Raw genomic sequence first — 7,957 nt, 5'->3', positions numbered from 1 at the left:
CGCGCATATGTGCTCCCCGCCCCGCTCGCGCCCCCGCATTCCGGCCCATACGCTCCGAAATGTGACGCCATCCTTGGTACGGGGCCGACCGCGGCGGGGCCGCTCGCACATATGCGCGCGAGTGGCGCACGCCCTGCTGGGCGTGGTGGCCGGGGTCGTGTGGCTGGTGCTGCTGTGGATGACGATCAACGACGACACTCCGGTTGCAGGCGCCGGGGTCAGCGCCGCCGCGGCCGAGGACGAGTCCTCCGGCACCGACCTGGTCCTGCCGGTCGCGGCCCTCGTCGTGGTGGTCGTCCTGGCCGCCTACGGCACGGTCCGCCGGAGGCGCCGCGCCCGCAGCCGTACGACACCGGCGGCCGCCGGCACGTCCCACGTCGGCGCCTACCCGTCACCCGCGGCCACGCCCCCGCTCGCCGACCTCGACGAGCGCTCCCGGGCCGCGCTGGCCGACGCCGACAACCGTCTGCGCAGCCTCCGTGAGGAACTGGACTTCGCCGCAGCCGACCTGCGCCCGGAGGCGGTGGCCCCCCTCGCCGGGGCGGCCGAGGCGGCGCAGGCCGAGCTGGCGGCGGCGTGCGCGATACGGCGGCGGTACGAGGAGGGCGTACCGGAGGAGGCGGCCGCGCTCGCCGGGGTCGTGGGCCGCTGCGAGGAGGCCGGACGGCGACTGAGCGGGGCGGCGGAGAGCCTGCGTGCCCTGCGGGGGCTGGAGCGTGCTCCCGGCGCGGCTCTGGCGGCCGCCGAGACCCGCTTCCGCGACCTGACCGCCCGTGCGGCCGGAGCGGAGGCCGCGCTCGCGGACGACTCGGTCACCGGGTACGTCGAACTGGCCAAGGACAGCCTGGTCAGCGCCACCGTCCAGCTCAACCGGACCCACCAGACCGCCGCCTCCGGAAGACCGGACGAGGCGGCCGGCCACCTGCGCGCTGCGGAGACCGCGATCGCCCGGGCGGACGTCCTGGTGACGGCCGTGGCCCGGCTGCGCGCCACGCGCACCGAGGCCGCCCGGCTGATCCCGTCCGCCCTGACAGGCGCCGAGGCGGAACTGGCCCCCCACCGCGACGGCACCGCGTACGAGGGCGAGACGTACGCCCGCCTCCTGCACGCCGACGCGGTCCTGGCCGCCGTACGACGGGAGACGACGTCCGGGCAGCCGTACGACCCGCTGGGCGTGCTGCGCCGGATCGTGCACGCGACCGCGCCCCTGGCGACCGGCCGGTCCGGGGTGCTCCCGGTGGCCGCGCTGCTGGTCGCCCGGGAGTCGCTGGCCGCGGCGGACGACTACGTCACCGTCCACCGCGAGGCGGTCGGTGCCGCGCCCCGCGTCCTGCTGTCGGAGGCGCGGCTGACCGACGATCTGCCGCGGGCGGACGTCCTGGCCCGCGAGGCGCGTGACCTCGCCGAGCGGGACGTACGCCTGCGCGGGCACCCCGCCTAGAAGAGGCTCAGCAGGGCCTCCGCCGGGTCCACCATGCCGTTCTCCCCGTCCGGCAGCGGCAGTTCGAACCACACCGTCTTGCCGCGCGGGGTACGCCGGGAGCCCCAGGCCGCGCTGAGCAGGCCGACCAGTTGCAGTCCCCGGCCGCCCTCGTCGGTGTCGCGGGCGCGGCGGCGGCGCGGCTGGACCAGGCCGGAGTCCCAGACCTCGCAGACCAGGGTGCGGTCGAGCAGGAGCCGGAGCCGGATGTCTCCCTCGCCGTACCGCAGGGCGTTGGTGACCAGCTCGCTGACCAGGAGTTCCGTGGTGTCGACCAGCGGTTCCAGGTCCCAGCTCAGCAGTTGGCCGCGGGCGTACTCGCGGGCCCGGCCCACACTGCGCGGCTCGCGCGGCAGCGTCCAGTCGCCGACGGACCCGGCGGGCAGGCCCTGGACACGTGCCATCAGCAGCGCGATGTCGTCCTCGCCGTGATGGGTGTCGAGGGTGTTGAGGACGTGGTCGCAGACGTCCTCCAGCGGGGCGGAGGGGTCGGTGAGCGCCCCCACGAACGCCTGGAGTCCTTCGTCGAGGGGGTGATCGCGGCTTTCGACCAGTCCATCCGTGTAGAGCGCGAGCAGGGCGCCTTCGGGCAGTTCGACCTCGACCTCCTCGAAGGGCTCACCGCCGACGCCGAGCGGCATGCCGGGCGGCACGTCGAGCATCAGGGCGTCCTCGCCGGGCTCGACCAGCACGGGCGGCAGATGGCCGGCGTTGGCGAAGGTGCAGCGGCGGGTCACCGAGTCGTAGACGGCGTAGACGCAGGTCGCGAGGTACACCTCGGACAGGTCCGCCTCGCGGGGGCGGCGGGCCGCGCGGGTGGCCTGCTGGACTCCGCCGGGGGCGCCGAGGCCGCGGGCGATCTCGTCCAACGCGCTGAGCACTTCGGCCGGTTCGAGGTCCAGCAGGGCCAGGGTGCGCACGGCCGAGCGGAGTTCACCCATCGCCACCGCCGCGCGCAGACCACGGCCCATCACGTCGCCGACCACCAACGCCGTGCGGTGTCCGGGCAGTTCGATGACGTCGAACCAGTCGCCGCCCACCTCGCTGGGGCGGTCGGCGGAGGAGTTGCCGGGCAGGTAGCGGCAGGCGATGTCCAGTCCGGAGGCGACCGGGTCGCCGGGGGGCAGCAGGGACCGCTGGAGTATCAGCGCCCGTTCGTGCTCCCGCCGGTACAGGCGGGCGTTGTCGATGCAGACCGCCGCCCGCGCCGCCAACTCCACCGCGAGGTCCCGGTCCCGGTCCCCGAACGGCTCGCTGCCCTTGGTCCGCGAGAACTGCGCGAGTCCTACGACGGTGTCGTGGGCGACCATCGGCACGGCGAGCGTGGACTGCACGAGGCCGCCCTCCTCGGCCGGGATGTACTGCGGGCGGGCGGTGCGCAGGGCGTCCGCGCAGGGCGAGTTGAAGGGGTAGTGGTGGACCGCGCCGACCGAGACGGGGGCGCCGGAGCCGGCGAACGGGGCGTCGGAGACCGCGCTGGCGAAGGCGACCCGGCGCAGTTCGGCGCTGCCGTCGGCGAGCCCGGGCGGGGTCTCGTCACCGGCCAGCAGGCCCTGGTAGAGGTCGACGGTGGCCAGGTCGCAGAAGCCGGGGACGACGACGTCGAGGAGTTCGCGGGCCGTGGTCTCCAGGTCGAGGGAGTTGCCTATGCGGGCGCCGGCCTCGTTCAGGAGGGCGAGATTGCGCCGTGCGGCGGCGGCCTCGCGGGCGGCGGCGCGACGGGCCGTGATGTCGGTTCCCAGCCAGGCGATGCCGATGGGCCGGCCCGACCCGCTGCGCACCCGGTACAGGTTGATGGACCAGTGGCGGCGCTCGTCGGAGCCCGGCAGGAAGCCGGTGACGTGCATGTCCGTGATGGAGTCACCGGTCTCCAGGACCCGGCGCAGGGTCGCGGTGACCCGCTCGGCCTCGGGCCGCGGCAGGTAGTCGTGGACGCCCTTGCCCCGGTGGTCGTCCGGGGTGCCGCCGAAGAGCGAGGCGAAACGGTAGTTGACGCGGCGGACCCGCAGCTCGGGGTCGATCAGCACGAACCCGAAAGGAGATTGACCGAAAATGGCCTGCGAGGCGGCGAGGTCGGTCTCGATGCTGCGCAGTGTGCGCACGTCGACGACGATGCAGACGGCGGCCTTCTCACCCTCCTCGGTCCGCGTCGGCATGACGTAGACCTCGGCGAGACCTTCCCGGCCGCACTCGCCGTCGGCCGCCGACGCGGGCACCCGGAAGGGGACCACGCCCGTCCACTCGCGGCCGTCCAGGATCTCCGCCATCTTGCGCTGGCCCTGCGCACGCAGGTCCGGGTCGATGAAGGCCTCGATGGGGTCCATGCCGACGGCGTGCTCGGCGGGGATGCCGAAGAGCTGCTCGGCGCGCAGGCTCCACTGGTCGACCAGACCGTCGGGGCCGATGGAGAAGGAGGCGACCTTGATGTAGTCGTAGATCGAGCCGGGCGGGCTGCTCTGCCACATGGCGTCCCCGGACGGCGCGTCGCCTCGACGGGCGTCCGCCACGGCATCCGCGGCCTCCGCCCTCGCGCCGCCCGACGGGTCCTTCGACTCCGTGGCCTTCGCTGGTATCTCGCTCACGCGAACCGTCCCCTCCAGCTCACCGCGTCCGGTACCGGTCACCGGGGGCGGCTGCCCGCAGTATCCAGCACTACGGCGCCGCACAACACGGTGTTCACGATCACAGCACGATCCCGACGGTTTTCGGTCCGGGCTGCGACAACACTTCCAGTCTTCTAACCAGCGGACACGACGTCGAATCACGTCTGCCGACAACCGCCACTGGCCTGAACCAGTCGATGGACAGCGGACGAGGTGCCGTACAGGTGTTCTTGGCGTTCCGCACCGCGATCAGATCCTGTTCATCCCGGCATCGAGAGCTCGAACCAGACCGTCTTGCCCGACGTGCCGGGACGGGTGCCCCAGCGGTCGGCGGCATGGGCGACCAGTTGCAGACCGCGGCCGCTCTCGTCGTCGAGGCCGGCGACGCGTTCGCGGGGCGGGTCGGGGAGGGGGTCGGAGACCTCGACCAGGAGGACGCCGCCGGCTCCTTCGGGACGGACCAGCCGGACGCCGATGGGGCCGGTGGCGTGCCGCAGCGAGTTGGTCACCAGCTCGCTGACCAGCAGCGCGGCGATGTCGGCGAGGCCGTCGAGGCGCCAGTCGGTCAGCCGGTTCCGGACGGCCGTCCGGGCCGCGCGCACGGCGCCCGGGTCCGCCGGGAAGGTCCACTTGGCGCAGTCGCCTTCGGTGTCGATCACGCCGATCACATCCCGGGCCAGCCCATGTCCGCTTTCGTGGGGTTAAAGGGCACATACCCGATATCAGGGGTGCGGTACCGTGCCGAATGGCGTAAGTAGGGCGCCTAAGAGCTCGGCGGTGCCTGCCGTCGCGCGCGTGCGGGTTCCCGGGGGCCAGTCGCGCGGTTCCCCGCGCCCCTGATGGCCTCCAGCGCGCCGATGGCCTCCACGTCCTGGTCGAGCCAGTCCACGTCCCGGATCTGGTCCGGTGTCAGCCAGCGGAGTTCGTCATGGTCCTGAAGGGGCCTGGGTTGCGGGGAGCCCCGCAGCAGGCGGGCGGTCCACGCCTGGAGGACGTACGGGGGCTTCAGGGGCCACTCGCCGGGGACGCGCTCCAGCGTCTCCGCCTCCACACCCAGCTCCTCCCGGAGCTCGCGCACGAGGGCCGCCTCGGCCGACTCCCCCTCCTCCACCTTGCCGCCGGGCAGCTCCCAGCGGCCGGCCAGTGCGGGCGGGGCGCTGCGGCGGGCCGCGAGGAGGCGGTCGCCGTCGTACAGGGCGGCGGCCACCACCACGATCCGTTCCGTCATGCGCCGGAGCCTACGGGAGGCTCCTCAGCCGGCCTCAGCCCGCCTCAGTCGGCCGAGCTCACGCCGTTGGGGCCGATGCGCTCGACCCAGTAGAGCTGTTTGTGGCCGCGGGCGTCGAGGCTGTCCGCGATCTTCTGGGCCTCCGCCCGGGTCGCGTACCTGCCCACGCGGTAGCGATTGCCGTTGTCGTCCTGTCGTATGACGAGCCAGGGAAGAGTGATCGTGCTGTCGTTCACCGCGCCCCACCGCTCCTTCCCGACCTGCGTCGAGCCCCACCCGATAAGGAAACCGCAATCCGCATATGCCCGAGCCTACGCCCAACCTTTACGCAGCGAATACGCGTTTTCACAAAGAGGTACGCAACCAGCCAGGACGGACTCCTGCGACAGGGGCGCGCATCGTGAACACGCCCCCGGTGGCGGGCGGTGCCTCCGCTCAGGGACACCTCCGGGACAGCGGTGTCGACCTGCGAGAACGGCCGAATTCGAACGGCGTTCGCCTGTGGGCCGGTTGAGTGTTCGCCCGGGGCAACTTCCCCGGGGAGCGCACTACTTCACCGGAAGGTGGTACGCGACCCGGTAGCGGTCGGCCGGAATGACCACGTCGGCCGTCTCCACCGGACGGCCCGAGGCGTAGTAGGTGCGGTGGACCACGAGGACCACGTGTCCGGGGACACCGCCCAGGGCGAGCAGCTCCTCGGCGAGGCCGGGGCGGGCGCCCACCTCCTCGGTGACGTTGTCCACGACGACGTCGATGGCGGCCATGCGCTCGACCACGCCCATGCCGCCGAGGGGGCCCTCCTCGGGGAGCATCACGGGAGTGCGCCCCGTGACCGCCAGGGGCTCCCAGGAGGTGGAGAGCATGATCGGCTCCCCGGCTTCCCGGAACACGTACTTCGTGCACATGACCCGGTCCCCGGGCCGGATGGCGAGCCGCTCGGCGACGGCCGCCGGGGCCTCGGTCTGCCGGCTGCTGGACTCCCAGGTGCCGCGCCCCTCCCCGTCGGCCTGCTCCTGCCGGAAGGGGGTGGCGCCGGAGGCCGGACGGTAACCGGAGCGGGCGATACGGCGGGGCACGGGACGCTCGCGCACGTACGTCCCGGAGCCGGAGCGGCCCTCGACCAGACCCTCGGCCATCAGCACCTTGCGGGCCTCCAGCGCGACGGTGTCCGAGACGCCGTACTCCTCGCGGATTCTGGCCTGGGACGGCAGGCGGGTGTGGGGTGGCAGCGAACCGTCGACGATCTTCTTGCGGAGATCACCCGCGACGCGCAGGTACGCCGGCTGCTCACCGAATGTCACTGGCCGCTCCCATCAGGTTGTACAGACAGCAACAGCCTGGCAACCGTGGGTTGGCCCATGCAAGTAAAGGCCAGAGAATCACTCGATGTGATGACATGTGCCGGTGGTGGGCTTTACGCAGGCACTTTCTCCCCGCTATGGCGGCGATCACACATTGAGTTCGCCGCCGCTCGACTCCTCGCTCCCGTCGCCGCCCTCCTCGTCGTACGCCGGCCGCTTCGTGGCCAGTCCCAGAGCCTTGCGTGCGGTGACCGTGCTGGGGCCGTCGACGTACTCGTACCCCTTGTCGTAGTGGGTGTAGAAGGCGTCCACGTCGTCGTCCTCGGCCGCGTCCACCGCCTTCGCCCACTCGTCGCGGGCCTTCTCCATGTCCTTCACCAGGGCCGCGACCTGCTTGTCGGCGCCGGTCGGCCAGGTCTGCGCGCGAAGCGCCCCGATCTGCTCGTCGAGCCCGTCGTGGACGTCCCGCGACCAGTCCAGGTAGCCGGGCAGGTCGTCCTCCGGGTAGTCCTCGGGCTCCTCCCACAGCACGGCGTCGAGGCTGTTGAGGGACTTGAGGAGGGCCACCTGGTAGGTGTCGAGCGTGGTCTCGTCGGCGCGCAGCGAGCCGGTCAGGGTCGCGCTGTCGTCGGTGTTGCCGAAGATGCAGGTGACCTCGCGGTCGCCGAGGCGCCAGCTCTGCCGGGTCGGGCCGAAGTAGTACACGTCGACGTCCTCGGGCAGCGCCCAGGTGTCCATGGCGTACGTGTCCTGGAGCGGGTAGCACTTCTCGTCGGCGGCGGCGGAGACCGCGCTGTCCCCCGGGAAGGCGGAGCCGGTCATCCTGAACTCGCCGAACACCTCGCCGTCGTGCTCACCCGCGCAGGGCACCTCGTCGACGTCGTAGGTCAGGCCTTCGAGTGATCCGCCCGGCGCGTCGAAGCACTGACCCTTCACCACGGAGAAGGCCGTGCCCTCGGTCGCGCCCTTCTTGAACCCGTCCCAGGCCTCGGAGAGTCCGCCCGTGGCGAGCGCGGTCACCCACAGGGCGAGTCCGAGCGAGGACAGGATCGACCCGGCGATCGCGAGCCCCTTGCCGGACTGGCCCTTCTTCCTGATCTGGGCCAGCGCGATCACACCGAGGACCAGTCCCACGGCCGGGAAGCAGCACAGGACACCGAGCACCAGGGAGGCGACGGCGAGGCCGTTGACGGAGGAGGGGCGGGCGTAGGGGCTGTAGCCCTGTCCCCAGGTCTGGTACGGCGGGCCATAGGGTTGCCCGTACTGCTGTCCGTACGGCTGCTGCCCATACGGCTGCTGTCCCTGCGGCGGCGGCCCGTACGGGTCCGGGGCCGGGGACGGACCC

Annotated in this window: 7 protein-coding genes; 1 reads left to right on the top strand and 6 read right to left on the bottom strand. The window is 72.6% G+C overall.

The features are described from left to right. Positions 1-61 precede the first annotated feature (61 nt). Positions 62-1,441: a hypothetical protein gene (locus AOJ26_RS25475; protein ID WP_234358666.1), complete on the top strand. Its 1,380-nt coding sequence runs from the start codon at positions 62-64 to the stop codon at positions 1,439-1,441. On the opposite strand, the gene AOJ26_RS25470 is transcribed toward AOJ26_RS25475, so the two are convergent. The 6 genes from AOJ26_RS25470 to AOJ26_RS25445 form a co-directional block, all read right to left on the bottom strand. Further along, positions 1,438-4,062 (bottom strand): SpoIIE family protein phosphatase, encoded by a 2,625-nt coding sequence (locus AOJ26_RS25470; RefSeq protein WP_053850679.1) that lies wholly within the window; start codon positions 4,060-4,062, stop codon positions 1,438-1,440. The genes AOJ26_RS25475 and AOJ26_RS25470 overlap by 4 nt on opposite strands. Positions 4,063-4,343: 281 nt before the next feature. Further along, positions 4,344-4,751 (bottom strand): ATP-binding protein, encoded by a 408-nt coding sequence (locus AOJ26_RS25465; RefSeq protein ID WP_053850678.1) that lies wholly within the window; start codon positions 4,749-4,751, stop codon positions 4,344-4,346. 95 nt (positions 4,752-4,846) lie between these two features. After that, the gene (locus tag AOJ26_RS25460) at positions 4,847-5,311 is read right to left on the bottom strand and encodes a (deoxy)nucleoside triphosphate pyrophosphohydrolase (RefSeq protein ID WP_053850677.1); all 465 of its coding nucleotides are present in this window, start codon (positions 5,309-5,311) and stop codon (positions 4,847-4,849) included. A 44-nt stretch (positions 5,312-5,355) separates the two neighbouring features. After that, positions 5,356-5,547, bottom strand: a complete 192-nt coding sequence (locus AOJ26_RS25455; RefSeq protein ID WP_053850676.1) for an SPOR domain-containing protein — start codon at positions 5,545-5,547, stop codon at positions 5,356-5,358. Between the two features lie 312 nt (positions 5,548-5,859). Continuing rightward, positions 5,860-6,612, bottom strand: a complete 753-nt coding sequence (locus AOJ26_RS25450; RefSeq protein WP_053850675.1) for a GntR family transcriptional regulator — start codon at positions 6,610-6,612, stop codon at positions 5,860-5,862. Positions 6,613-6,759: 147 nt separating this feature from the next. Next, positions 6,760-7,957: DUF4190 domain-containing protein (locus tag AOJ26_RS25445; RefSeq protein ID WP_053850674.1), on the bottom strand; the 1,198-nt coding region annotated here is incomplete at its 5' end.

It is taken from the genome of Streptomyces sp. NRRL B-24085 (assembly GCF_001282115.1).
Lineage (GTDB): Bacteria > Actinomycetota > Actinomycetes > Streptomycetales > Streptomycetaceae > Streptomyces.
Note: the sequence above shows the minus strand (reverse complement) of the source record. Positions and strands in the feature narration are given on the sequence as shown.